Origin of the sequence: Paraburkholderia sp. SIMBA_030 (assembly GCF_046535245.1) — a bacterium.
Taxonomy (GTDB): Bacteria; Pseudomonadota; Gammaproteobacteria; order Burkholderiales; family Burkholderiaceae; genus Paraburkholderia.
Map to the genome: position 1 here is coordinate 1 of NZ_JAWRXB010000598.1, position 269 is coordinate 269.

Genomic DNA, 269 nt, shown 5'->3' on the forward strand with positions numbered 1-269 from the left:
GCCGCCGGGCGGCTGGGCGTTCCAGTACGAGAATCCGTACTATCCGGATATCGACGACAGCGCGGTGGTGGCGGCCATGCTGCATCGTCGCGGTCGCGCGGAGGCGCGCAGGACGGGCCGCGATCCGTACGCGGCGCGCGTGTCGCTCGCGCTCGACTGGATGCGCGGTCTGCAATCGCGCAACGGCGGTTTCGCGGCCTTCGACGCCGATTGCGACCGCCTGTATCTGAACGCGATTCCGTTCGCCGATCACGGCGCGCTGCTCGATC

Annotated in this window: 1 pseudogene; it reads left to right on the top strand. The window is 69.5% G+C overall.

Annotated features, from left to right (window positions below):
* Window positions 1–269, top strand: a pseudogene (locus tag SB772_RS41345) (squalene--hopene cyclase); the annotation flags it as partial.